General features: G+C 67.0%; 21 protein-coding genes and 1 tRNA gene. 12 read left to right on the top strand and 10 right to left on the bottom strand.

What is annotated here, in order from left to right:
* Window positions 1–159: 159 nt before the first annotated feature.
* The gene (locus AM590_RS11990; protein ID WP_058827674.1) at window positions 160–906 is read right to left on the bottom strand and encodes a hypothetical protein; all 747 of its coding nucleotides are present in this window, start codon (window positions 904–906) and stop codon (window positions 160–162) included.
* A gap of 139 nt (window positions 907–1,045) precedes the next feature.
* Between AM590_RS11990 and radB the strand changes: the two genes are divergently transcribed.
* Complete coding sequence (gene radB / locus AM590_RS11985; RefSeq protein ID WP_004975343.1) at window positions 1,046–1,735, top strand: DNA repair and recombination protein RadB; 690 nt, start codon at window positions 1,046–1,048, stop codon at window positions 1,733–1,735.
* Window positions 1,736–1,841: 106 nt separating this feature from the next.
* Here radB and AM590_RS11980 read toward each other — a convergent pair whose 3' ends face one another.
* Window positions 1,842–2,984: a CBS domain-containing protein gene (locus AM590_RS11980; RefSeq protein ID WP_058827673.1), complete on the bottom strand. Its 1,143-nt coding sequence runs from the start codon at window positions 2,982–2,984 to the stop codon at window positions 1,842–1,844.
* 390 nt (window positions 2,985–3,374) lie between these two features.
* Here AM590_RS11980 and AM590_RS11975 point away from each other — a divergent pair, with 390 nt between their 5' ends.
* The 6 genes from AM590_RS11975 to AM590_RS11950 all read left to right on the top strand — a co-directional run bounded on the left by AM590_RS11975 (window position 3,375) and on the right by AM590_RS11950 (window position 12,886).
* Window positions 3,375–5,501 carry a type II/IV secretion system ATPase subunit gene (locus AM590_RS11975; RefSeq protein ID WP_058827672.1) on the top strand — a complete coding sequence of 709 codons (2,127 nt, stop codon included), beginning with the start codon at window positions 3,375–3,377 and terminating at the stop codon, window positions 5,499–5,501.
* A complete protein-coding gene (locus AM590_RS11970; protein WP_058827671.1) occupies window positions 5,491–7,623 on the top strand; it encodes a type II secretion system F family protein in 2,133 nt (710 codons plus the stop codon). The genes AM590_RS11975 and AM590_RS11970 overlap by 11 nt, the downstream gene beginning before the upstream one ends.
* 4 nt (window positions 7,624–7,627) lie before the next feature.
* Entirely contained in the window at window positions 7,628–9,799 is a 2,172-nt protein-coding gene (locus tag AM590_RS11965) for a hypothetical protein (protein WP_058827670.1), read from the top strand.
* Window positions 9,800–9,802: 3 nt separating this feature from the next.
* A complete protein-coding gene (locus AM590_RS11960) occupies window positions 9,803–11,605 on the top strand; it encodes a hypothetical protein (protein WP_058827669.1) in 1,803 nt (600 codons plus the stop codon).
* A 123-nt stretch (window positions 11,606–11,728) separates the two neighbouring features.
* The gene (locus AM590_RS11955) at window positions 11,729–12,433 is read left to right on the top strand and encodes a haloacid dehalogenase type II (RefSeq protein WP_058827668.1); all 705 of its coding nucleotides are present in this window, start codon (window positions 11,729–11,731) and stop codon (window positions 12,431–12,433) included.
* An 81-nt stretch (window positions 12,434–12,514) separates the two neighbouring features.
* Window positions 12,515–12,886 (top strand): hypothetical protein, encoded by a 372-nt coding sequence (locus AM590_RS11950; protein WP_058827667.1) that lies wholly within the window; start codon window positions 12,515–12,517, stop codon window positions 12,884–12,886.
* A 90-nt stretch (window positions 12,887–12,976) separates the two neighbouring features.
* Here AM590_RS11950 and AM590_RS11945 read toward each other — a convergent pair whose 3' ends face one another.
* A complete protein-coding gene (locus AM590_RS11945; protein ID WP_058827666.1) occupies window positions 12,977–14,434 on the bottom strand; it encodes a hypothetical protein in 1,458 nt (485 codons plus the stop codon).
* 500 nt (window positions 14,435–14,934) lie between these two features.
* On the opposite strand from AM590_RS11945, the gene AM590_RS20880 reads away from it, so the two are divergent.
* Together AM590_RS20880 and AM590_RS11935 are read left to right on the top strand one after the other, a co-directional pair.
* Window positions 14,935–15,084, top strand: a complete 150-nt coding sequence (locus AM590_RS20880; protein WP_172795796.1) for a hypothetical protein — start codon at window positions 14,935–14,937, stop codon at window positions 15,082–15,084.
* The gene (locus tag AM590_RS11935; RefSeq protein ID WP_013035537.1) at window positions 15,084–15,272 is read left to right on the top strand and encodes a hypothetical protein; all 189 of its coding nucleotides are present in this window, start codon (window positions 15,084–15,086) and stop codon (window positions 15,270–15,272) included. Before AM590_RS20880 ends, AM590_RS11935 begins: the two co-directional genes overlap by 1 nt.
* A 224-nt stretch (window positions 15,273–15,496) precedes the next feature.
* On the opposite strand, the gene AM590_RS11930 is transcribed toward AM590_RS11935, so the two are convergent.
* The 4 genes from AM590_RS11930 to AM590_RS11915 form a co-directional block, all read right to left on the bottom strand.
* Window positions 15,497–15,571, bottom strand: a tRNA-Val gene (locus tag AM590_RS11930).
* A gap of 72 nt (window positions 15,572–15,643) precedes the next feature.
* The gene (locus AM590_RS11925; RefSeq protein WP_058827664.1) at window positions 15,644–15,895 is read right to left on the bottom strand and encodes a hypothetical protein; all 252 of its coding nucleotides are present in this window, start codon (window positions 15,893–15,895) and stop codon (window positions 15,644–15,646) included.
* A 259-nt stretch (window positions 15,896–16,154) separates the two neighbouring features.
* The gene (locus tag AM590_RS11920; protein WP_004969720.1) at window positions 16,155–16,688 is read right to left on the bottom strand and encodes a cob(I)yrinic acid a,c-diamide adenosyltransferase; all 534 of its coding nucleotides are present in this window, start codon (window positions 16,686–16,688) and stop codon (window positions 16,155–16,157) included.
* Window positions 16,685–16,924 (bottom strand): glutathione S-transferase N-terminal domain-containing protein, encoded by a 240-nt coding sequence (locus AM590_RS11915; protein ID WP_004969721.1) that lies wholly within the window; start codon window positions 16,922–16,924, stop codon window positions 16,685–16,687. The genes AM590_RS11920 and AM590_RS11915 overlap by 4 nt, the downstream gene beginning before the upstream one ends.
* A 188-nt stretch (window positions 16,925–17,112) precedes the next feature.
* On the opposite strand from AM590_RS11915, the gene AM590_RS11910 reads away from it, so the two are divergent.
* The 3 genes from AM590_RS11910 to AM590_RS11900 are packed head-to-tail and all read left to right on the top strand — an operon-like array spanning window position 17,113 to window position 20,041.
* Window positions 17,113–18,219: a metal ABC transporter substrate-binding protein gene (locus AM590_RS11910; protein ID WP_058827663.1), complete on the top strand. Its 1,107-nt coding sequence runs from the start codon at window positions 17,113–17,115 to the stop codon at window positions 18,217–18,219.
* Window positions 18,216–19,046 carry a metal ABC transporter ATP-binding protein gene (locus tag AM590_RS11905; RefSeq protein ID WP_058827662.1) on the top strand — a complete coding sequence of 277 codons (831 nt, stop codon included), beginning with the start codon at window positions 18,216–18,218 and terminating at the stop codon, window positions 19,044–19,046. The genes AM590_RS11910 and AM590_RS11905 overlap by 4 nt, the downstream gene beginning before the upstream one ends.
* A complete protein-coding gene (locus AM590_RS11900) occupies window positions 19,046–20,041 on the top strand; it encodes a metal ABC transporter permease (RefSeq protein ID WP_058827661.1) in 996 nt (331 codons plus the stop codon). The genes AM590_RS11905 and AM590_RS11900 overlap by 1 nt, the downstream gene beginning before the upstream one ends.
* 51 nt (window positions 20,042–20,092) lie before the next feature.
* On the opposite strand, the gene AM590_RS11895 is transcribed toward AM590_RS11900, so the two are convergent.
* Genes AM590_RS11895 through AM590_RS11885 form a run of 3 tightly spaced genes read right to left on the bottom strand, consistent with a single transcriptional unit; the run spans window position 20,093 to window position 22,835 of the window.
* Window positions 20,093–21,688 carry a hypothetical protein gene (locus AM590_RS11895; protein WP_253805931.1) on the bottom strand — a complete coding sequence of 532 codons (1,596 nt, stop codon included), beginning with the start codon at window positions 21,686–21,688 and terminating at the stop codon, window positions 20,093–20,095.
* A 12-nt stretch (window positions 21,689–21,700) separates the two neighbouring features.
* Window positions 21,701–22,444 carry an ABC transporter ATP-binding protein gene (locus AM590_RS11890; protein WP_216635677.1) on the bottom strand — a complete coding sequence of 248 codons (744 nt, stop codon included), beginning with the start codon at window positions 22,442–22,444 and terminating at the stop codon, window positions 21,701–21,703.
* Window positions 22,445–22,493: 49 nt separating this feature from the next.
* Window positions 22,494–22,835, bottom strand: coding sequence for a hypothetical protein (locus tag AM590_RS11885; RefSeq protein ID WP_058827658.1), 342 nt, complete (start codon window positions 22,833–22,835; stop codon window positions 22,494–22,496).
* Window positions 22,836–22,885: the final 50 nt, after the last annotated feature.

The following is a 22,885-nucleotide window of genomic DNA, read 5'->3' as shown; positions in this document are numbered from 1 at the left end:
AACGTAGCTATGAACCGGCCACGGTGCGTCTCATAAACCGAGAGTCCCGTTAATTGCGTTCTTTTCGCCCCGACAACTCGAAGCACAGGCACCCTCCACCGGTCGCGTAGAGCACCGTTAGGCGGCCGTTAACGGCGTCGAAACCGCCGCCGTGGACGCTCACTCCTCGCGCGAGCGGTGTTCGTCCAGCGCTTCGTCGATGCTCAGTTCCCCGCCGGCGACGCGGCGGGCGAGCCCGTCGTCGATGGTTCGGTTGTCATCGGACGCCTCGCGCGAGCGCGCCTTGATGCGCGTGAGTTCGCCCTCGGTCGGCTCGATCTCGCGGGACTCGATACGCTCGCCGTCCCGGCGGGCGATGTTCACCGCGGCGAGCACGTCGCCCATGCCGCGCGCGCCGCTTCCGAGGTACGGCGTCGTCCCGGTCTCGTCGACGAGTTCGACCGCGACGTCGTCGAGGTCGTTGATGAGCTTCGCGCCCTGCAGGCGCGCGCCGTCGCCGATGCGGACCACGGGGTCGACCGCGTCTTCCGTCTCGCGGCGGATGACTTCGACGGCGTCCGAAAGCGGGACGTGGAACGCGGCGACGACCGTCTCGCCCGAGAGGACGGCGACGCCGGGTCTGGTCCCGGGGTCGACGCCGACGACGGTCCGTCCGCTACCACCGCGGAGGCTCGCGAGCGCCTCGTCGACGGCGCGGCGCACGTCGTCGCCCGTCGCGGTCACGCGAGTCACGTTTCCGTCTGAACCCGTACCGTCGAGGTCGTCGTCGGGACCGGTGAGGAGGACCCGCGTCCGCTCGGGAAGCGGGTCGCCCGGCTCGACGGTGGTAAAGGCGACTCCTCGGCTCCGGAGTTCGGACACGGCCTCGTGGTAGAGGTCGAAGTCCGCGGTGGCGACGACTATCACGTCCCTCCCTTGGCGACGGCGACGAATAAACCGTCGTGCGCGAGTCGCCTTCGACGGTCGCGGACTGTCGCCGAAGCGGCGGCCCGGGCCGCCGCGGGCGACCGGGGTCTTTTTCGGCCGGTGGCACCCACCACCTGACGTGACAGAGTCAGTCTCCACCGGGTGCACGGCGCTCGACGACCTCCTCGACGGCGGGTTCGAACGCGGCACCGTCACGCAGGTGTACGGCCCCTCCGCGGCCGGCAAGACCAACGTCGCGCTCTCGGCGGCGGTCCGGGTCGCCGCCGCGGGCGGCACTGTCGTCTACATCGACACCGAGGGGCTGTCGGTCGACCGCTTCCAGCAACTCGCGGAGGCGGTCGCCCCCGAGGACGTGGAGTCTGTGACCTCGCGACTGATGATAAGCGAGGCGTACGACTTCGAGGACCAAGAACAGGCCGTCCGCGACGCCGAGGAGTTCGCCCCCAACGCCGACCTCATCGTCCTCGACTCCGCGACCGGCTTCTACCGGCTCGAACGAACCGCTGAGGGCGACGGCGGCGAGGCGCTGCGCCGAGTCGCCCGGCAGGTCACGCACCTGCTGTCGCTCGCGCGCAAACACGACCTCGCGGTCGTCCTGACGAACCAGGTGTACTCCGACCCCGACACCGACCGGACGCGGGCGCTCGGCGGCCATACCCTCGAACACTGGACCGGCACCGTCGTCCGCCTCGACCGCTTCCGCGGCGGCAACCGCCGGGCGACGCTCGAAAAGCACCGCGCGAAACCCGCCGGGGAGACGGCGACGTTCAAGATAACGGACCGCGGGCTCTCCGCGACTGACGTATAGAAAAAGGTCGACGCGGCCGGGCGGACGTCCCGGCCGAATCCCGCTCCTGTGTTCCGTTCGCGTTTCGATTTCGGGCGTCCCGGTGAGTTCCGGTGAGTCGGCGGCGTTACAGTTCGTTCAGCTTCCGGAGCAGCTGGCCGCGGTAGCGCTCGTCGGCCTCGAAGCCCTTGACTTCGAGCACGTTGCGTTCGAGCTTGTCGAGCGCGACGTGGAACGCGTGTTCAGCGCCGTAGCCCTCGCCGCTGCCGGCCAGTTGGCCGTGGCTCGTGCGGAGCCGAATCTGGCACTGGATGAGCGGCGTGCCGCGGAGCTTCTCCTTGTGCTCGTGGAAGCGGACGTGAGCGTGAAGCACGCTCATCCGCTGGTACTTGTCCGCGACCTCGGTGATGGCCGAGTTGATGTCGGCGCGGCTCAGCGTTTCGAGGAGGCCGATGTTCGTGACCTGCACGTCCATCTGCTCTTCTTCGGTGTAGGTGAGCGCGCGGAGCACGTCGGTCTTGGTCACCACGCCGAGGACCTCACCGTCGTCGTCGGCGGGCGTGACGACGAGCCCGGCGATGTTGTGTTCCAGCATGCGCGCGACCGCGTCGCGGACGCTCTCTTCGGGCGTCGCCGTGCGCGCCGGGCTGGTCATGAGGTCGTAGACCGGGAGGTCGAGCATCCGGTCGGTGTCGCCGCGGCGGTCCTGTTTCCCCTGCCGACCCTCGTCGCGCACCATGAACTCGACGAGGTCGTAGGTGGTCAGGATGCCCGTGAGGCGGCCGTCCGGGTCGAGGACCGGCAGCCGCGAGACGCCGTGTTCGCGGAGGCGGTTGATGGCCTGCCCGAGGTGGTCGCGCTCGCCGATGGTGACCACGTCGTCGGTGTAAATCTGCTCGACGGTCAGTGCGTCGAGGTGGTCGAGGACGGCCTCGAGGATAGCGTCCTGCGTGATGATGCCGTACTGTTTTTCGCCCTCGTAGACCGGCGCGACCTTCGTGTCGCCCTCGACGAGCATGCGCGCGACCTCCCGCACGTTCTCGTGACGGTCTATCTTGGGGACGGCCTTCGTCAGCGCGGCCGCTTTGGTGTTGTCTTCGACGTGCGAGTTGATGAGCTGCTTCTCACCGATGACGCCCGCGTACTCGCCGTCGTCCTGGACGATGATGCCCTTAGGGTTTTCCCGCTCGAAGATTGAGCGGACCTTGCCTAATCGCTCGTCAACGTCGACCTCGATGAAATCAGGAGTGGCGATATCAGCAATATCCATAATACATCCTTACATACAACGCCGCTTCTCTTGAAGGTTCGTCCCGTTTCCACCCGCTAGGAAGGACCGAAATCGCAAGGCCACGCCGGGTCTGAAGGGGCGAATTCCGCCGACAGACGGTCTGTGACTATTGTTAACACTCTTCTCTCGGCGAATGTCACTGTTTTTCACCGACACGTCGGCCGTGACTGTGGCGCGCGGGACGCCGTACTATCATTCGGTTGTCAGCCCTGGTCGGGGAAATCCGCGGCGTAACTCGGTCCGCACCCCAACCGAGGGCTGACCAGATAAGTCCCTGAATTCGGCGGTAGTTCGGGCCTAACCGGCCGAATTTGCACATCTAGTCGCTCCATACTTACAGCCGTTCCTACCGTTCAGTATTTCCAGAGAATGGCGTCTCCTGACAAGAATTCCCAGACTGACCGCCGCGATGGCGAAGAATCGTTCCGAGCAGACGGTGCCGGCACCGCCGAACTGGTCCCCACGACCGGTCCGAAGGCGATGGCCGCCCGCGCGAGTGAACTACCGGTCCCCGCGTCGGACCGCATCGAATACGGCCCCGTCGAAGACCTCGCTGTCGACGAAGCGGCGGACGAAGACCGCCCGGAAACGCTCCGGGAGGCCGTCCTCCGCGAGGTGAAGGCGTTCTTCGCCGAAATCGACGACGAGACGGCGTTCGCGCCGACGCCTTCCGAGGCGTTCATCGAAGACAACTTCTTCGACTTCTCGTTCCTCGAGGGCGTCGAGGCCGTCGAACACTACTGGGTGAACAAGCCCTTCGCGTTCGTCTCCATCCTGTACGACCACGAGAAGCGCGAACACCAGTACCACGTGAGCGAACCGCGCCTCGACGACTTCGAGGACTTCGTGCGCGACGACCTGACGAAGATTCTGCGCAACAGCCTGCTGTACCGCGACCTCGACGCCGACGGCGACCGCGAGGACGTGTTCGACGACGAGGCCCGCGAGATAATCACCGAACACGCGGCGACGGTCGAAGACGGGTCGCTCTGGAAGCTGTTTTACTTCCTGCTCCGCGACTTCATCCACTTCGGCCGCATCGACCCCGTGATGCGGGACCCCAGTATCGAAGACATCTCCTGCGACGGTGACGACGTGCCAGTCTACGTCTTCCACAGCGTCTACCGGGACGTGCCGACGAACGTCGTCTTCGACGACGGCGACCTCTCGTCGTTCACCATCCGCCTCGCGCAGCGCGCGGGCAAGCAGGTAACCGTCTCCGATCCGCTCGTCGACGCGAGCCTTCCGGACGGCTCCCGCATCCAGTTGACCCTCGGCTCCGACGTGGCCACCCGCGGGTCGAACTTCACCATCCGGAAGTTCTCGGACGTGCCGCTGTCGCCGGTCGACCTCGTGCGCTGGAACACCTTCAGCGTCGAGCAGATGGCGTACTTCTGGCTCGCAATCGAGAACAACCGGTCGCTCATCTTCGCGGGCGGCACGGGCTCCGGGAAGACCACCTCGATGAACGCGGTGTCCTTCTTCGTTCCCGGCCACGCGAAGGTCGTCTCCATCGAGGACACGCGCGAAATCACCCTCCCGCACGACAACTGGATTCAGTCCGTCACCCGCGACACGTTCACGGCCGACGGCCGCGGCGAGGTGTCGATGTACGCGCTCCTGCAGGCCGCGCTCAGACAGCGCCCCGAGTACCTGCTGGTCGGTGAGATTCGCACGGAAGAACGCGTCGCCCTGACCTTCTTCCACTCCATCGCCACGGGCCACACCGCGTACACGACGTTCCACGCCGACTCCTCGGAGGGCGTGGTCCACCGCATGCGCAACGAGCCCCTCGGGGTGCCGGCCCAGATGCTCTCGGACCTCGACATCATCTCGGTGCAAAAACAGATCCACCTCGACGGCGACCGGACCCGCCGGAACATCGCCGTCACCGAAATCGCCGGCGTCGACGACGACGGCGAGGTCGAACTCCGCGACGTGTTCAAGCGCAACCCCGAGAACGACGCCCACGAGCGCGTCGGCGACTCGGTCGTCCTCGACGAAATCGCCGCCGAGCGCGGCTGGACGAAAGCCGACCTGCAGTACGAACTCGACATTCGCGCCGACGTGCTCCGGTACATCGCCGCCTCGGGCGTCGACGACTACCTGACCGTGTCGGCGATGATTCGCCGCTTCGAGCGCGACCGCGAAGGCCTCCTCGCGCACGTCTACGCCGAGACCTCGCTGGTCTCCGTCGAAGACGAGACCGACGAGGACGACGCGGCGGACGACCTCGACGACGAAGAAATCGAGGTCTCGCCCGAGACCGAGCAACTCCTCGCCGACCTGTTCGACATCGAGTTGGACGACGACGCGGACGCCGACGCGGCAGACGACGACGCTGACGCCGCCGACGGCTCGGAAGTCGGCGACAGCGACGACGCCACCGAGTTCGACGATATCGCGGAGGCTGGCCCCGCGCCGGCCGATGACGCCTCGGACGCGGACGAAGCCGTGAGCGACGACGACGACCGGGAGGCCGACAATGCCCGGTGATTCGTCGACTTCGGTTCCCCTGCCCGACTACGAGGTCGAGCAGTACTTCCCGCGCGAGCACTTCGACGAGTCGCCCGAGGAGGTCAAGCGGCTCCGCCAGCGCTACGGGTACGTCCGCACGTACTTCAAGCGCAACCCGGCGGGCCACCGTGACCTCCAGCGCTGGCTGAACCAGACCCGCGTGGGCACGACCTACGACCTGTACCTCACGCAGTCGCTCAAACTGGCGTTCGTCACCGCGGTGTTCGGCTCGCTCGTCGGGCTCGCGCTCACGTTCGTCCTCGCCCGCATGGGCGTGTTGGCGGACGCGTCGAGCCCCGTGAGCTTCGGCATCGCGGCGCAGTACGTCGTCCCGCTGCTCCCCTACAAGGTGCCCATCCTCGGCGCGGGCCTCGTCGTCCTCGTCGGTGGACTGGCGGCCGCTGGGACCTACTACGCACGGTACTACCTCCCCAAGAGCCGTGCCGAGATGCGCGGCCGGAGCATCGACATCCTGCTCCCGCACGCCATCGTCTACATGTACGCGCTCAGCCACGGCGGGATGAGCTTCCTCGAAGTCATCCGCTCCGTCGCCGACGCGCCCGACTACGGCGAGGTGTCCCGCGAGTTCGAGATGATCGCCCGCGACATGGACCTGTTCGGCAACGACCTGTTCACGGCGCTCCGCAACTCCCGGAACCTGACGCCCTCGATCAACTTCGAGCAGTTCCTCGACGACCTCCTTTCGGTCCTCGACTCCGGCGGCGACGTGGCCGCCTTCCTCGACCGCGAGTCCGCGACGTACCTCGAAGAGGCCCGCGACGAACAGGAGGACTTCATCGAGACGCTGTCGATGCTCTCTGAGGTGTTCGTCGCCGCGTTCGTCGCCGCGCCGCTGCTGCTCATCGTCACCCTGATGGTCATCAGCTTCCTCGGCGGCGACACGCTCGTCCAGCTGTACGCCCTGAACTACCTCATCTTCCCGCTGGGGATGGCGTTGTTCCTGCTCCTCGTGGACGTGCTCTCCTCGCCGTACACGCAGGACACGGTGCGGACGAAACACGACGTAACCGTCCTCGAAGAGATTCGGACGGTCGTGGCCAACTTCCTCGGCGCGATGCGCCGCGAGGTCCAGCGCGCCCGCGAGGCCCGCTGGGGCGGCGACCGCGTCGCCTCCGACGGCGGCTTCGTCGACGAACGACTCGACGACTACCGCCGCGAAAACGCGGTGTACGAGCTTCGGACGCTCATCGGTGACCCGCTCGACATCATGCGCCGCCAGCCGTACTTCTCGGCGGTCGTCACGGTGCCCCTCGCGGTCCTGTCGGTCGTCGGCGTCCTCGTGCTCGGCCTCGCGACGCCGACGCTCGACGCCATGCTCGCGAACCCGTACAACACGACGGTCTGGTTCGTCGTCCTCCCGTTCGCCATCGTCGCGGTCCCCCTGACGGTCTTCCACGAGCTTCGGACCCGCCGCGAGCGCACGCTCGAACGGCGCTTCCCCGACACGCTGAACCTGCTGTCGAGCGCCAACCAGATGGGTATCTCGCTGGTCGAGGCGCTCGCGCTCGTCTCGCGGTGGTCGACCGGCGCGCTCGCGGACGAACTCCGCGCGCTCCGCAACGACATCCGCTGGAACCACGACGCCCACGCGGCGCTCATGGCGTTCGCCACCCGGCTCAACGTTCCGCAGCTCTCGCGGGTCATCCGGCTCATCGCCAGCGGTGGCCGCACCAGCGGCGACCTCTCGCGCGTCCTCAGCGTCGCCGCGGAAGACACCCGCAACCGGTACAAACTGGAAAAGTCCCGCCGTCGCGCGATGGGCTCCTACATCGCCATCGTCGTCATCGGGTACTTCGTGTACCTGTTCGTCATCCTGATGCTCGGCGCGAGCTACCTCGGCCCCCTCGCCGAGATGTCCGCGCCGTCGACGTCCGCATCGATGGACGGACAGTCGCTCCCCATGGGCATCTCGTCGGTGCCGCTGGCGAACTTCCACGTGGTGTTCTTCCACTCCGCGTTGATTCAGGCGGTCGGAAGCGGACTCCTCGCCGGAAAACTGGCCGACAACAGCGCCCTCAGCGGGCTGAAGTACGCCCTCGGACTGTCCGCGCTGGCGCTCGTCGCCTTCGCACTGGTGTAAGGCAATGACTCACAACACTCCCAACAAACACACGCAATCGCCCCTCAGGCACGTACTGCGCGGGTTCGTCGCGGGCGAGGCCCGCCGCGGCTCGTACCTCCGCGGTGACCGCCGCGGAGCCTCGGCCATCCTCGGCACGATGCTCGCGTTCGCGCTCGTCGTCTCGCTCGTCGCGATGGTGCAGGTTTCGGCGGTCCCCGCGTGGAACCAACAGACCGAATTCGAACACCTCACGGCCGCAGAGACCGACTTCGCCGCGTTCGACGAGAGCGTCGCGAAGGCCGTCGACGGCCGGCAGACCCGCGCGACCCTCGACGCCGGCGTCGACTACCCGACCCGCGCGCTGTTCGTCTCGCCCGCGGCCGGCTCCGGCAGCCTCCGGACGACCGACCCCGCGACGGCCCGCATCTCCGGCGCGGTCGCGACCGGCGAGACCGGCACCTACTGGGACGGCTCCGAACACGCGTTCGACACCCAGCAGTTCGTCTACCGCCCCGACTACCGGTACCTCCAGAGCGAGCCCTCGCTCGTCCACGAGGGAACCGCGCAGTACACCGCCTACGGCGGCAGCGAGGTCGGCGCGACCCAGTCGCTCGTCGACGGAACCAAGGTGTCTCTCGTCTTCCTCGAAGGCGACATCGACACCGCGACGGGCGAGGCGACGACCTTCAGCGTCGTCCCCCTGAGCGCCGGCACCGACTACATCACGGTCACCGACGCGGGCACGCCCATCACCATCTCGGTCCCCACTCGGCTCTCCGAGGACGCGTGGCGCGACCTGCTGGCCGACGAACCCAACGTCCGCTCTATCTCGTACGCGACCGGAGCCGACTACAACACCCTGACGGTCGAACTCGCGCCCGGCAAGACGTACGACCTGCGGCTCTCGCGGGTCGGCATCGACACCCCCGGCGCGCTCCAAGAGCCCGCCTACATCATCGACGTGGAGGGCGACAACGCCGTCGTCCCGCCCGGAGCGACCCACCGGGCCGTCGTCGAGGTCCGCGACGCACAGAACAACCCCGTCCCCAACGCGGTCGTCAAGGCCAGCCCCGGCCTGACCGCCGAGAGCGGGCGCATCGTCGCGCGCGACACCGGCACCATCTCGACTGTCACCGACGGCGACGGCCGCGCGACCTTCGTCTACACCGCGACGAGCAGCGTCGACGGCGTCGTCTCCGACGAGTTCGACGTGGTCGTCGAGGACTCCGCGGGCGCGAACGTCGACCGCGTGACCTTCGACGTGCAACTCCGCGAGGGCGGCGTCACCGACCCGCTCCGCGGGCTCGTGGCCGCCATCGGCGACCCCGGCTTCGTCTACGCTGACGTGGACGGCAACGGCGAGTTCGACGGCGCGGACTACCGCGTCAACAACACCGGCACGGGCGGCGATATCGTCTACGACGCCGGCTCCGACCGGCTCGTCGTCCCGCCGAGTGTCCGCACCATCGTCTCCAACGAGGACATCACCCTCGCGGGCGAGGGCGTCTCGCTCCACGTCGACATCGTCGCGACCGGCTCGAACAGCCGAATCGACATCGACGCCGGAAGCGGCTCCTTGGCCGCGGTCGGCGTGAGCGTCACCTCGGTCTCGGGGAAGAACATCGACGTGACCGCGGGCGACGAAATCGACCTCTCCGGCGCGTCGGTCACGCAGGGAAGCAACGCCGACCTCACCATCGAAGCCGGCGGCGACATCGACATCGACAACGCCGGGGTGACGCTCACGCAGGACCGCAACCTCCTCGCTGTCACCTCGACGAACGGCTTCGTCAGCGCCCGGAGCGCCGACATCAGCGGCAAGGGCGACGTCCGCATCGACGGCGCGCACGGCGTCGACCTCTCCGGGGCCGGCCTCTCGGGTGTCAAGGACAACGCCGACCTCGAAATCGTCTCCGCACGCGGCGGAGCCAACCTCAACGGCGTGGTCATGCTCGGCGACGGCGACATCCTCGTCGACGCCGAGGGCAACATCTTCGTCGTCGGCGCGAACATCGCCTCGGCGAAGACGGATGTGGAGATAACCTCCAACAACGGCATGGTCAGCGGCCGCGAGGCCGCCATCTCCGCGGAGGACGACGTGGTCATCACCGCGGCGACCCGCATCTACCTGCCCAACTCCGCCATCGAGGACAAGGACTCGCCCGAACTGAACGCCCCCGACGTGGAGGCCTGAGCCGTGTCTCGCCTCTCTCTCGACTCTCGCGGCGTGTCCGAAATCCTCGGGCTCGTCTTCGCGTTCGGTCTCGTCGTGTCGGTCATCGCCATGGTCCAACTCGCGGGCACGCCCGTCTGGACCGCCGGCGACGAGGCCGACCACAGCGCCAGCGTCTCGACCGACCTCGCGTCGCTCGACTCGCAGGTCTTCCGCGCCTCCGGCGTCGACGCCGGCAGTCGCGTCGCGGTCGATTCCGACGTATCGTACCCCGAGCGCTACCTCGTGGTCTCACCGCCCGATAGCGTCGGGACGTTCCGGGTCGACGGCGCGGACGCCGTGACCGTCACGGGCGTCTCCGCGGTCGGCCCCGAGCGGGTCTTCTGGAACGGCTCGGCGCACACCTACGCGACCGGGGCCATCGTCTACGAACCCGACTACGCCGAGCGCGACGAGGCCCGGATGGTGCTCGAAAGCGGCGTCTCGTACCTCGACACCGACGGCACCCCCGTCGTCCACCGCCAGTCGCTCGTCCGCGGCACGACCGTCACGCTCGTCTTCTTCGAAGGCGACCTCGACGGCCACACGACCGCCGGCGACACCGTGGCACTTGCGCCCGTCTCCGTCCGCACCGAGTCGCTGCCCGTCTACAACGCCACCGACCCGGTTCGAATTTCGGTGCCGACCTACCTCTCCGAGGACGCGTGGGTCGACCTCATGGCCGAGGAACCCCACGCGCGGGTCGTCTCCTACACCTCCAGCGGCGACCACGCGGTCGTCACTATCGAACTCGACGCGGGCGTCCGCTACGACTTCCGCGTCGCTCGCCTCGGCGTCGGCGAGGCTGTCGAACCCGACCCCGCCGCCTACGCCATCGCGGTCGAAGGCGAGGACGCCGCGGTCCCCTCCGGCGGCCGCGAGACGCTCGTCGTCCGCGCGTTCGACCGGTACGGCGCGCCCGCGGCGGGCGCAACGCTGACCGTCGCATCGCCGACCTCGCTCGGCGGCACCGTCGCCCCCACCAACGGGGCGACCGCCGTCACCGACGAGTCGGGCCGCGCGAGCTTCACGTACACCGCGCCCGACGGTGTGACCGAAATCAAACACGACACCGTCACCGTCACCCTCGACGGGGCGTCCGGCCCCGGTGCGACCGTCACCTTCCCGCTGGAAGTCCGCGGGATGGGCGAGACCTACGAGGTCAGAAACATGGCTACGCCGACGCCGACGCCAACTCCGACGCCAACGCCAACGCCGACGCCAACTCCGACGCCAACGCCAACGCCGACGCCAACTCCGACGCCAACGCCGGAGCCCGAAGATGACTTCAGCATCGACGACGGCGAGGTCGTTCCGTCCAACGACTTCACGGGCGAGTTCGAACTGCTCGGCAGCGCCATCAAGAACGGGCGGTACGACGTGCCCGTCTCCGTGACGTTCGTCGTCGACGGCGTGTCGCACAGCCCGTTCGACTGGGACAACGTGAACGACGGCGCGTCGCACTCGTTCAACGTGGCGGGCGATGCCGGTAACGCGCTCTCCATCATCGCCGCGGCCGACGGCTACGTCACGGCCGACTCGTCGGTCGACCACCGGCAGGTCGCGGTTCTCCGCGACGGCGACCCGGTGCCGGAGATAAAAGGCTACAACGGACAGGACGACGCCGCCGAGTTCGTCGCCCCCTACATCAGCGACGACGGGCAGACGATGGCGCTCGACAGCAACCAAGCCATCTTCCTGTTCGAACTCGGGACGACGAACACGAACAGCGGCGCGTTCGACATGCAGGACGTGGTCATCCTCGTGACCCTCTGGGAGGACGACTGAGGAGGCCGCTTCCCTCCCGCCGCGCTCGTCAGGAGCGCCGACCCATTCCACACTTCGGTCTTTTTCTCGCCGGGTTCGCACGACCGGCGTATCGTTAACACCCACGTCCCCGTAGGGTCGCGCATGTCGTTCGACCCGGACCGCGTCTCGACGGTCACGTTCGACTCGTACAGCACCCTCGTGGACGTCGACGCCGCCGAGAAGGCGCTCGCCGAGCGCGTCGACGACCCCGAACCCGTCTCGAAGCTCTGGCGGTCACGGTCGCTCGAATACACGTTCGTCGGCAACCACATCGACGAGTACGAGCCCTTCTACGAGATCAACCGCGCGGCGCTCCAGTACGCGCTGGAGGCCCACGGCGCGTCGGTCTCGGCGACCGAGCGCGACGAGATTCTCTCGGTCTACCACGAGCTCGACGTGTTCGACGACGTGCGCGATGCGGTCGGTCGCCTCCGCGACGCCGGCTACGACTGCTACGTCGTCTCCAACGGGAACCCGGAGATGCTCGATTCGATGGTCGACCACGCGGACATCCGGGACCTCCTCGACGGCGTCGTCAGCGCCGACGAGGTCGGGGTGTTCAAGCCCGACGCGGAGATTTACCGCCACGCGGCCGCCCGGACGGGGACGCCCATCGACGAGATCGCCCACGCGACCGCCGGCTGGTTCGACGTGATGGGGGCACAACACGCCGGGATGCAGGGCGTCTGGGTCGACCGCAAGGACTCGCCGTGGGAACCGTTCGGGCCGGAACCCGACCTCACCGCCCCCGACCTCACGACGCTTGTCGACGCGCTCGTCGGCGACGACCCAAGCGCGGCCAACTGACCCTCCCGGCTCCGGTCCGTTCGCAGACGCTGCGTGCCATATACTCACAATACTATTGTCGCTGGCCGTTCATCTAGTCGGATGGAACGCCGGCGCGTGAAAGGCGGGATTCTGGCTGCTATCGGCTTCGTTCTGTCTCCGCTTTCGTGGTGGAACGACCTCGTGGTCAACCTCCCACTGGCCTACGCGTTCGGCGTCGCGGTGAGCCTTATCTCCAGAAGCTGGTTCCTTCCGGGCGTCGTCGCGGGCTACTGGCTGACGAACGTCATCGGGTTCGTACTGCTCCACAAGGGCGCTGTCGACGCGGTGTCGGCCGAAGCCCATCCGTACACAGCCCGGCGGTTCGCCAAGGACTTCGCCATCTCGGTCGGTTACACCGGGCTCGTGGTGCTGTTGGTCTGGCTCGGGGTTCTCACCGTTCCCGACGGCCTGCTCGCGGCGCTCGGTCGCTGACTGCGGCCGGGTCGGTCGGACCGGCGCGTCCCGTCAAAAATAGCTCGAGCCGACTCGGCGGTGGGACCGGGTCGGTCGGCAGTCGTCGTCTCAGTTCTCCGTTCCGTTGTGGATGGGCGTCTCGGTCGGCGGCGGAGTCTCCGTCGGTGGCGGCGTCTCCGTCTCGTTCATCGGTTCGTCGGTGGTTGGTTCGTCGGTGGTTGGTTCGTCAGTGGTTGGTTCGTCAGTGGTTGGTTCGTCAGTGGTTGGTTCGTCAGTGGTTGGTTCGCCAGTGGTTGGTTCGTCAGTGGTTGGTTCGTCGGTGGTTGGTTCGTCAGTGGTTGGTTCGTCAGTGGTCGGCTCCTCACCGACAGTCACGACCGCGTCGTCGGTGACTGGCGTGCCGTCCATCGTGTACGGACCGTCCTCGGTCCCGTTAGACGTGAGGAAGTCGAGCGTCCGGTTATCGTTGGTGTCGAGGTGCGCCTGTGCAGTCAGCGTCGCACTCTCGTTGAGCGGTTCGAGGAGCGGCACGGAGACGTTCTCCTGCTCGCCGGGTTCGAGGTAGTCGGTCGCGCCGATGACCGACCCGTTCTCGTCGATTACGGCGATGTAGCCACCCTCAGAGAGGTTCGCGTTCGCGACGGTCACGCTACTTCCATCAGACTCCTGGTCGTCGAATTGGAGCGACGCAATCGGTTCTTCCGGCGTCGGCTCCTCACCGACGGTCACTTCAGCGTCGTCGGTGACGGGTGTGCCGTTGACCGTGTACGGGCCGTCCTCGGTCCCGTTGGATGTGAGGAAGTCGAGCGTCTGGTTGTCGTTGGTGTCGAGGTGCGCCTGCGCGGTCAGGGTGGCGCTCTCGTTGAGCGATTCGAGGAGCGGCACGGTGACGTTCTCCTGTTCGCCGGGTTCGAGGTAGTCGGTCGCGCCGATGACCGACCCGTTCTCGTCGAGGATAGCGATGTAGCCACCCTCAGAGAGGTTCGCGCTCGCGACGGTCACGTTGCTGCCGTCGGACTCCTGGTCGTCGAACTGGAGCGTCGCGGTCGGCTCCTCGGGTTCGGGCTGTTCGCCCACGGTGAGCGTCGTCAGCTCGCCGAAGTCGCGCGTCTCGACGCCGTGGATGTACGTGCCGTCTTCGAGGCCCGTCGTGTTGACCTCGAACGCGATGGTCTCGGTCTCGTTCGGGTTCAGCGCCCACCCGGTGCGGACGACCACGTCGCCTTCGAGTCGGAACTCGACGCACTGAATCATCGGCACATCGTTCGGGTTCGTGATGTCCGCCGACACTGTTACCGTCTCACCGGCTTCGACGCCGGCCGGCGCGGAGAGGTTGCTCACCCCGAACGACTCGTAGGTTCCGTTGCTCGGATACGTGCAGTACTGCGCCTGCATCTGCGTCTGTGTCTGTTGCTGTACCTGTGCCTGCCGTGTGTCGACCGCCGGCGTGTTCGGCTGGGCGACCGACTGCACGCCGTCGGACGCCGCCAGTCCAGTCCCCGTCGCCGCCGCCGCGACGAGGGCGACGACGACGAGAACGCCGGCGATACGTGTTCGTGTATTCATGTGTCTGCGGTGACAGTCTACCAATGCCGTGGGCAAAAGCTGACGAGATAGTTTTAATAGTTTCGCGTGGAGGCTGTCAACTTACCTGATGGTATAGACGGTTAGTCTGTCTCTGATTTCGATACTGGGGGCTTGTTGACCAGTTTTTCCGCAACAGTTCACGAAACACGATGTTTCACGCGAGACGCTACGCTTTAACTGTCAGAAAAGCGAGTTCGTCGCCGAAGCTAACGGGGTAGTTTCTCGTTTATTCGAAGTTCTTGACAGTTTGAGTGACGCGGTCGGCTGAGCGTTTCGAAAGCGGGACGGTGTCGAATCGCTGGCTGTCTCGCAGGGTACTGAGAGTCGCCGTGGTCGACTTCCAACCCCGGTACCGATTCCCCCACGACGTTGAGGAGTACAAACTACTGTCCCGATTGTCGTTACATTCGGGTTCTAATCTGGGGTATCACATTCATAATATCCAAAACTTCTTGTACTCGTGTCGTATTTGGACGTGTATGAGCGAATCCAACGAGAATTCGCGGATCGCACCGTACACGGAGTACTCGCGCACCCGTTCGCGGTGCCCTCGATGCGGGACGTCCGTCCCGAAGGAGGCGGTCGCCGACGCGCTGTGTGCGAGTTGCAAGACGGACGTATCCATCTGATGAGTACGGCCGCACCCCACAGTTCCGACGAGCTGGCCGACGCGCCGGTGTTCGACCTCGAATGCATCTATGACGACCCGGAGAACCCGACCGAACTGACGGTCTTCTCTCCGAAGTCAGAGGAGTTGACGACGTCGTGGATTACGGTCGACCGCGGGAGCGCCGTCTCGCTCGACGACATCGCGTAGGTGCTCGGTGGGCGGGTTTCTGTTTTTGATGTTTGACTGCTAGTGGCCGGTTTAGTGCCGTGGACGCCTTGCTGTCGCTCGTCGGTGGTGTCGAAGAGAAGTGGGTTGGGACGGATTCGAACCTCGGTCGCTCACTCCGTTCGCTCCCTGCTTCGAATCCGCCGTGACAATTTTCGATTCCACGGACTCCTCGCTGTCGCTCGTCGTTGCGAGGAATCAGAAAATGGGTTGGGGCGGATTCGAACCGCCGGCCTGCTCCGTGTGAAGGAGCCGTCATAACCTGGCTAGACCACCAACCCGGCTACGATTTCGATTTCCCGCGCCGCCAATTAAGACTTACGTTGTGCCCCGATTCGGGGGCACAAACGAGTCTACTCGGGTCGCCGCACGCGACTGCGAACCCGCCCGGCGGCCCGGCGACTCCGCGTCGCCGCCCGGCGCGCGCCGTACTCGACGCGCTCCCGCCGCGTCTGCGGCTCGGGCTCCGCTTCGTCTTCTATCTCTCGCCCGAGCGCCGCCATGAGGCGGCGACGGAGGGGTGCCGTCTCCTCGTCGAGCCCGGCGTACAGGTGCTCGAATCCCCGTCGGAAGTAGTACCGCGCGTCGGTGAAGTGTCGGTTCATACCTCCGGATAGTCCCGGCGACGAGAAAACGGTTATGTCACGCGGTACCGAGAGTCATACCTTTGAGAAAGAGCGATACACTTTAGTGATTCTTAGGCCTACCTAAAACTGGGAACGCAGGCCACGCTTCGTGGTCGGTCCCAGTTAGCGTCTGGCCCCTTCCGGGACGGCGATACCGTGGGCACGATTCGTCCGTCCTGGTCCCATTATCCTCGCGAGCGACCGCGCCGACACCGGCGGGTGCAGCGGGCGCTCGGACTCAGTACGTCGGCGACTCCTCGGGGACGCCGTCGCGCTTGTTGACCAGTCGCGCGAAGACGAACAGCGCGTCGGAAAGGCGGTTGAGGTACGCGACGACTTCCTCGTTGACCGGTTCTTCGGCCGCGAGCGAGACGACGCGGCGCTCGGCCCGCCGCGACACCGCGCGGGCGTGGTGGAGTTTCGCCCCAGTTTCGCTCCCGCCGGGGAGGATAAACGACGTGAGCGGGTCGAGTTCTTCGTCGGCCTCGTCTATCCACGCTTCGAGTTCGTCGACGTGGTCGGCGGCTATCTGCGGGTCGTCCTCGTCGGGGTCGGGGTTCGCGAGGTCGGCCTGCACGATGTGGAGGTGGTTCTGGACGGCTTCCAGCACGTCGTCCACGTCGTCGTGGCCGGTCGGGCGGACCGTTCCGACGAGGGCGTTCACCTCGTCGACCGTCCCGTAGGCCTCGATGCGGTGGCTCGTCTTCGACACGCGGGTCATGTCTCGCAGGTCGGTCATTCCCTCGTCGCCGCGGCCGGTGTATATCTTCATGCCAGCGTCTGGTCGACGTACCGGAGAATGTTCTCGCTCTCGGACATTGTCACGCCGCGGTCGCCGTCAACGAGAACGGGAACACCGCGCTGGCCGCTCACGCGCTTGACCTCGTTTCGGTCCGAGTGGAGCGCGTCGACCCACTGCGTCTCGTAGTCGACGCCCGCCTCAGAGAGCGCGTCGTGGACCTTCTCGCAGTACGGACAGCCGTCGAGCGCGTAGAGTTCGATTCCCATGTCCCGCCGTTGGGCGCGCCGACCCAAAGAGATTTGCACGCCGGTGGGTCCGGTTCCCGCGGTACGGTCGCCCCGTCGTCGACGCCCTGAGACCTACTGCGGCTCATCACTCGCCAGTTTTAGATGCGTCAAAATTCAACCTTAGAGCAACAAATCTATATGGTGGCCTGCATCTACTTCACATAGTGATGAACACTAACGAAGATTCGTCCGACCCCAAACTCTCTCGGCGGTCGGTCGTTGCGGCCGGTTCAGGTCTCTTGACGGCCGGCCTCGCCGGCTGTCTCGGCGGTGGCGGCGGAGCAGGAAGCGAAAGTGATGGCTCGAACACCGGTTCGAACGACGCCTCCGGCGGGTCCGAGTCGGAAGACGAGTACGTCGTCGTCGCGTCGTTCTTCAGTTTCTACGACTTCGCGCGCAAGGTCGCGGCCGACACCCCGGTGACGCTGAAGAACCTCATCCCGACCGGGCTTCACGGTCACGGCTGGGAGCCGGACGCGAGCGTCACGCGCGACATCATCGAGGCCGACGCGTTCGTCCACGTCGGGAAGGACTTCCAGCCGTGGGCCGACCGCGCCATCCAGACGCTGAAGGACGACGACGTGGACACCCAACTCATCAACGTCCGCGAGGGCGTCGAACTCGTGGAACTCGCCGCGAGTCTCGACCGCGACGAGGAGGGCGTCGGCGAGGGCCGCGGGAAAGACCCCCACTTCTGGCTCGACCCCCAACGCGCCAAGACCGCCGTGGACAACATCACGGAGGGGTTGATCGAACTCGCCCCCGAGCACGAGGAGACGTTCCGCGACAACGCCGACGCGTACAAAGCCGACGTGCTCGACCGCATCGACCGCGACTACCAGGACATCTTCGACCGGGCGTCGCGCAAGGTCGTCCAGTTGGCGGCCCACAACGCCTTCCAGTACATCGGCGTCCGCTACGGCGTCGAGATGCGCCCGCTCGTCGTCAACCTCGCCGCCAGCGGCGACGTGAAGCCCTCGGACATCACCGAGGCGAAGCGCGTCATCGAGGACAACGACATCAAGTACATCGGCGCGGGCGTCTTCGAGACGCGCCGCCCCGCGAAACAGCTCATCGCCGAGACGCCCGTCGAGGCGTACTTCCCCGTCACCCCGTACGCGGGCGTCCGTGAGGACTGGGTGGAAAACGACTGGGGCTACGAGGAAATCGCCTACAACATCAACATGCCCACGTTCGAAGTCGTCCTCGGCAACAAGTCGCCCGAGGAGGTCGGCCACGACGGCTGGGCGGACGAGTGGAGGAACTTCGAATGAGCGCCCTCCGGAACGGAGAGTCCGCGGAGTCCGCTGAGTCCGCCGACACCGGTGTCGCCGACGACGGCCGCGGCTCGTCCGGCCCGCTCGTTGAACTCACCGACATCGAGTTCGGCTACACCGCGACGCCCGTCGTGGAGGACATCTCGCTCCGCATCGACCCCGGCGAGTACGTCGCCATCGTCGGACCGAACGGGTCGGGCAAGTCCACGTTGATGAAGCTCATCCTCGGCCTGCTCCGGCTCGACGAGGGGTCCGCGCGGCTGTTCGGCGAGCCCTCGCACGCTTTCGACGACGGCGCGCGCATCGGCTACGTCGCCCAGCACGCGAGCGCCTCCAAGGAGATGCCCATCACGGTCCGCGAAGTGGTGAAGATGGGTCGGTTCCCCCACGTCGGCTTCGGTCGGCTCTCCGCCGAGGACCACCGCATCGTCGACGAGGCGCTCGCCACGGTCGGCATGACCGACTTCGCCAACCGCCGGGTGACGAAGCTCTCTGGCGGCCAGCGCCAGCGCGCCTTCATCGCCCGCGCGCTCGCCGGCGAGGCCGACCTGCTCGTCTTGGACGAACCGACCGTCGGCGTCGACGCCGAGTCGGTCGACGCCTTCTACGACCTGCTCGAAGCGCTCAACGAGGAGGGTATCACGATTCTCCTCATCGAACACGACCTCGGCGCGGTCACCAACCACGCCCGGCGCGTCGTCTGTCTCAACCGTGAGGTCTACTTCGACGGCCCGACCGACGAGTTCGCCGAGAGCGACGCGCTCGCGCGGGCCTTTGGCACAGCGGCCTCCTTCACGGGCGGTTCGGGCGGTGGTCGCGCGTGATGCCCGTCGAACTGTTCGCCGTGTTGCAGGCGGGCCCGTTAGACGCCGTCCTCGCGCCGTTCTACTGGTTCCTCGCGCTATGGTCCGATCTGCTGTTCGTTGTGGGCGACGCGACCGGCCTCGGCTTCCTCGACTACCGGTTCATGCACCGCGCTATCCTCGTCGGTCTCTGTATCGGCGTGATGGCCCCCCTCATCGGGACGTTCCTCGTCCACCGTCAACTCGCGCTCATCGGCGACGCGCTCGCCCACACCGCCTTCGCCGGGGTCGCCGTCGGCCTCTTTCTCAACGGCGTGTTCAGCCTCGGCGTCTCGCCGTACCTGACCGCCGTCGTCGTCGCCGTCATCGCGGCGCTCCTCATCGAACTCATCTCTGAGGCGACCGACGCCTACAACGACGTGTCGATGGCAATCGTGCTCTCGACCGGGTTCGCGCTGGGGACCGTCCTCATCAGCCTCAACGCGGGCGGCCTCGCGGTCGGCATCAACCAGTACCTCTTCGGCAATCTCTCGACCGTCTCGGCGGAGAACGCCGCCATCCTGCTCGTGCTGTTCGCCGTCATTGTCGGCACCGTCGCGCTCACGCGCAACCAACTGCTCTACGTGACGTTCGACGAGACGGCCGCCGCCGTCTCGGGCATCTCGGTCACGTGGTACAACCGCGTGATGGTCATGCTGACCGCGCTCGTCGTCGTCGGCGCGATGCAGATTATGGGCGTCATCCTCGTCGCCGCCATGCTCGTCGTCCCCGTCGCCGGCGCGGCGCAGGTCTCCCGAAGCTTCTCGGAGTCGCTTCTCGTCTCCGTCGTCCTCGCCGAACTCGCCGTGCTCCTCGGCATCGGCGCGTCCTACTACGGCGAGGCGACCGCGGGCGGCGTCATCGTCCTCTTCGCGGTCGGTATCTACGTCGTCGCCGTCGCCATCGGCAAGATACAGGCGCGCGCCGGCGACGATGCGACGCCCGAACTGGGGAGTATCGAGTCTTCCGACCTGTAACGTCGCTCGCGCTTTTCGCCTTGTCCGTCAGCTCGGCGGTTTCGAGGTCGCTCATGGTTCGTACCGGTCGAGTCGCCCGACCGCGTCCCGGAACGCGTACCAGCCCACGCCGAGTCCGAGGAGTGCCGTCGCGGCGACGGCGACCGTCATGGCCGTCGAGAGAGACATCGAACCGGTCTCGATGGCGGCGGTCGCGCCGATAGCCGGCATCCCGATGAGCGCGACGACCACGGAGAACGCCGAAAGCGCGCCGAGCGGGGGGATCCCGACGCCTCGCGAACCGGTCGCCGCGTCAGTCGGCGAAAGCCGAAGCCCAGCCGCGAGCGACACGACGGGCGCTGTCGCACCCAGTATCGAACCGACGAGCGCCGCACCGACACAGGCCGCCGGGGCAGCGCCAATCGAGAGCGCGGTTCCGAGCCCGGCCACCGCGGACAGCGCGGTCCCCGGAATGGCCGCCGAAAGCGCGTAGCCCGTCACGACTCGTTCGCGCCCGTGGGGTGCCGTGAGCGTGAGCGGGAGCGCAGCGCCTTCGGTGCCGAGCGGGTCGAGCGTCACTCCCGCGCCCGTCGCGACCACGACGTACGTCGCGACGACCGCCGGAAGTGCGGTCGGGAGCGTCTCGACGATCACGAGTCCCACCCCCGCGGTGGCTCCGACGACGATTCCGCTGAACAGTAGTGCGCGCGGTTCGCGCCACAGGCGGAGCCACACGACGCGGGCGACGGCGGCCGTCGGCCGCGAGGCGACGCGGGCGACGAGGCGGCCGCCGGCGACCCGCAACCGGGTTACGATTGCCGGGTCGCCCCGCGTTCCCCCTCCCGTTCCAGCGTCCGCCCGCTGGTAGTCAGTTATCCGGCGGGCCGTCGTGATTCCGAGCCACCACGCGACCGGCGTCCCGAGGAGGGCGGCCACGGCACGGCCGTCCGAGGCACCGACGTCCGCGCCGACAAGCGCGAGGTCGGCGTACCAACCGACTGGGAGCCCGCTCAGGAGCGCGAAGGACGACCGGGTTCGAACGAACGCGAAGCCCATAACCGAGACCAAGAGCGCGCCGAAGAGGAGCCGGTGCCGTCGTACTCGCGGATAGTGACGGAACACCGCTCGGACTCCCAGCGCGACCGGGAACGTCACCGCGACGGCCGTCGCGACCAGCGCCGCGACGGCGACGAACGTAGTCACGGCCGTCGTCGGTGATGCCGCCCCGACGGCGAACGCGACGCCACCAGCGACGCCCACGACACCGACGAGCCGGCCGGCGAACGCGAGCTGGTCGAGGAGCTCCGCGGTGAAAAACGCCGTCGGGGAGAGCGCGAGGCGCCGGTGGTCCGTCCGTTCGTCGTCCTCTCGTTGGGCCGTTCTCACGAGCACACCGTAACAGGTCGCGACTGCCAACAGTCCCGACAGCCCGCGCGCGGTGCCGAGCGCGTCAACCCCTTTCCCATCCGCAACGGCGACGCCGGCGGCGTAGGCACCCGGGTCGCTCCAGACCGCCTCGTAGCCGGAGATCGGGAGTCGACCGACGACCGCGAGGAGTGCGAACGAGACGGCGGCGAGAGAGAGCACAGACACCATCGGGCGGTCGCGCGCTCGTCTGACCCCGCGGAGGGCGCGGACACGAACGACGTGTCCGACCTGTCGAGCCATCGTCTCCATCGGTCACTCGCTCCGGCCCTCGGTCATCTCTAGGAAGGCGGCTTCGAGCCCTTCCGACTCCCCGTCCCGCTGCGCTTTGCGTTTCACCGCGTCTAGCGGCCCCTCGGTGACGAGCCGCCCGTCCTGAATGACGCCGACGCGGTCCGCGAGCGCCTCGACGACGGTGAGCAGGTGCGATGAGAGGAACACGGTGGTCTCGTCGTCGGCCAGGTCTTCGATGACGCGGCGCATCGTCCGCGCCGACCGCGGGTCCAGTCCGGACGTCGGCTCGTCGAGAAACACAACCTCGGGGTCGTGCAAGAGTATCTGAATGAGCCCGACGCGCTTTCGCATCCCGCGGGAGTACTCTCCGAGGCGGCGGTCGGCGTCGTCGGACAGGTCGAACCGGTCGAGAAGTGCCGAAACCCGTTCGCGAATCGTCTCGGCGGGCAGGTCACGGATGCCGCCGGCGTACCGCAACTGCTCGCGCGCGGTGAGTTCGTCGTACAGCGGCGGAACGTCCGGCAGAAATCCGATTCGACTCGTCACCGACGCCCTGTCTTCGATGGACGCCCCGGCGACGCGCGCGCTGCCGCTCGTCGGCGCCGTCAGCGTCGTGAGCATGCGCATCGTCGTCGTCTTCCCCGCACCGTTCGGACCGAGGAATCCGTAGACGCTCCCCGACTCCACTCGGAGAGAGAGCCCTGTGACTGCGACGGTGTCGCCGTACTCCTTCCGGAGCGACTCGGTCTCGATTGCTAGCGGCACATCATGTCCACCGGGTGTCACGATATTCAACCTGTCTCCTCGCCCGCGCTCAGTCCGACTGGCTCCCTTGGACGTTCCCGGTCGGGTCCCACAGGAGGTCGACCGCTCCCCCAACACCGAGAAGAACCAACAGTACCGGGAGGTCCGTCGGCGTGCCGACCGCGTAGGCGGCGACGCCGACGACGCCGAGCGGGACCGCGGCAAGACGCTCGACGTTCGGAACCCGGTGGAACAACAGCCCCGTCACCGCGTACCCCGTCAGCGAGGCGAGGAGCAACACCTGCACGTCGGTGTGGCCACGAGCGGCGGCCCGGACGGTCAGGCCGCCTAAGACGACGGCGAGGAGGGAAAACAGCAGTACGCGGGGTCGCTCTGTGATTTTGGAGGACACGGTCGGTGACTGTGGTCGCCAAGAAGATAACAGTTTGACATTCGCGTCGG

The organism is Haloferax sp. Q22, from assembly GCF_001482285.1.
In the GTDB taxonomy this organism is placed as follows: domain Archaea; phylum Halobacteriota; class Halobacteria; order Halobacteriales; family Haloferacaceae; genus Haloferax.
Note: the sequence above shows the minus strand (reverse complement) of the source record. Positions and strands in the feature narration are given on the sequence as shown.

Bases quoted from the DNA above. Each gene is read 5' to 3' on its own strand.
- AM590_RS11915 (WP_004969721.1), bottom strand. From the start codon at position 16,924: ATGGGAATCGAACTCTACGCGCTCGACGGCTGTCCGTACTGCGAGAAG.
- AM590_RS11905 (WP_058827662.1), top strand. From the start codon at position 18,216: ATGAGCGCCCTCCGGAACGGAGAGTCCGCGGAGTCCGCTGAGTCCGCC.
- AM590_RS11895 (WP_253805931.1), bottom strand. From the start codon at position 21,688: ATGGCTCGACAGGTCGGACACGTCGTTCGTGTCCGCGCCCTCCGCGGG.
- AM590_RS11910 (WP_058827663.1), top strand. From the start codon at position 17,113: ATGAACACTAACGAAGATTCGTCCGACCCCAAACTCTCTCGGCGGTCG.
- AM590_RS11950 (WP_058827667.1), top strand. From the start codon at position 12,515: ATGGAACGCCGGCGCGTGAAAGGCGGGATTCTGGCTGCTATCGGCTTC.
- AM590_RS11970 (WP_058827671.1), top strand. From the start codon at position 5,491: ATGCCCGGTGATTCGTCGACTTCGGTTCCCCTGCCCGACTACGAGGTC.
- AM590_RS11955 (WP_058827668.1), top strand. From the start codon at position 11,729: ATGTCGTTCGACCCGGACCGCGTCTCGACGGTCACGTTCGACTCGTAC.
- AM590_RS11975 (WP_058827672.1), top strand. From the start codon at position 3,375: ATGGCGTCTCCTGACAAGAATTCCCAGACTGACCGCCGCGATGGCGAA.
- AM590_RS11920 (WP_004969720.1), bottom strand. From the start codon at position 16,688: ATGAAGATATACACCGGCCGCGGCGACGAGGGAATGACCGACCTGCGA.
- AM590_RS11900 (WP_058827661.1), top strand. From the start codon at position 19,046: ATGCCCGTCGAACTGTTCGCCGTGTTGCAGGCGGGCCCGTTAGACGCC.
- AM590_RS11945 (WP_058827666.1), bottom strand. From the start codon at position 14,434: ATGAATACACGAACACGTATCGCCGGCGTTCTCGTCGTCGTCGCCCTC.
- AM590_RS11935 (WP_013035537.1), top strand. From the start codon at position 15,084: ATGAGTACGGCCGCACCCCACAGTTCCGACGAGCTGGCCGACGCGCCG.
- AM590_RS11980 (WP_058827673.1), bottom strand. From the start codon at position 2,984: ATGGATATTGCTGATATCGCCACTCCTGATTTCATCGAGGTCGACGTT.
- AM590_RS20880 (WP_172795796.1), top strand. From the start codon at position 14,935: ATGAGCGAATCCAACGAGAATTCGCGGATCGCACCGTACACGGAGTAC.
- AM590_RS11925 (WP_058827664.1), bottom strand. From the start codon at position 15,895: ATGAACCGACACTTCACCGACGCGCGGTACTACTTCCGACGGGGATTC.
- AM590_RS11965 (WP_058827670.1), top strand. From the start codon at position 7,628: ATGACTCACAACACTCCCAACAAACACACGCAATCGCCCCTCAGGCAC.